Genomic DNA, 1,106 nt, shown 5'->3' on the forward strand with positions numbered 1-1,106 from the left:
CTAGGAGCTGTTCAAGGTTTGGATCATGTGGCTGGAGTCAGGGACTTCAGCCACATGATCGATCCGCGGAGGTGCAGGCCTGCCGTGTAGCTTTCCGGGCTCTTGTCGTATCGAGTGGCCAGGCCGCGCCATGTCTTGATCTTCTGGAAGCACCGCTCGACGTGGTTGCGCCGTTTGTAGCGGTCGGGATCGAAGGCGACCGGCCGGCCGCCGGCGGAGCCCTTCCGCTTCCGGTTCGCCGCCTGGTCCGCCTTCTCCGGGATCACCGCGGTGATCCCGCGTCTGCGCAGGTAGGCGCGGTTGGCCTTTGAGGAGTAGGCCTTGTCGGCGGTCACCGCGTCGGGGCGGGTGCGCGGCCGGCCGACCGGGACGCGCACCCGGACCTTGTCGAGCACCGTCTGGAACTGGCGGCAGTCCGCGGCCTGGCCCGGGGTCAGCACGAACGCCAGCGGCAGGCCCGCAGAGTCGACAGCCGCATGAACCTTGCTGCTCAGGCCGCCCCGGGACCGGCCGAGTTCGGCTTTCGCGGCCCGGGCCCTGCGTCGACGGCGTGCCTGGGAACGAACCTGGTCGGGGTCGGACGTGTCGTCCGGAGCCGCTGCCTCATCACCCTCAGCACGGCCTTCTGCCGCGGCAGTGGAACCCCCTTTTCCTCGGTCAGGGCCTGTTCGAGCGCGTCCAGGGTCTCCCCGGCGACCGCCAGTCCGGACGACTCGTGGTGGGCCCGAACGATCGTGGAGTCCACGCTGACCAACGTGAGCCCGACGTTCCCGCGCGAGGCGGCCTCCGCGATCAACTCGTCCATCAGGGCTTGGAAGAACCCGGAGGCCACCCAGCTTCGGAAGCGGGCGTACACGGTGCTCCAGGACCCGTATCGCTCCGGTACGTCCCGCCAGCCGCTGCCGGTTCGAAACCGCCACAGCACCCCGTTGAACTGGTCCCGAACCCGCCGCGGCAGCGGTCCGGTGGCAGCCACCGGCACATGCGGTTCGATCAAGGCCCACTCGGCATCCGTCACGTCAAAACGCGCCACGTCCTCGAGTTCTACCAGAGACACTGGCCCGAAACTGAGTCACTCCAAGATCCGAACCTTGAACAGCTCCTAG

General features: G+C 68.2%; 1 pseudogene. It reads right to left on the bottom strand.

The features are described 5' to 3' along the window. Window positions 1-23: 23 nt before the first annotated feature. A pseudogene (locus ACFVVU_RS39150) lies at window positions 24-1,033 on the bottom strand (IS5 family transposase). Window positions 1,034-1,106 lie beyond the last annotated feature (73 nt).

Source organism: Kitasatospora sp. NPDC057965, assembly GCF_042887135.1.
Classification (GTDB): Bacteria; Actinomycetota; Actinomycetes; order Streptomycetales; family Streptomycetaceae; genus Kitasatospora.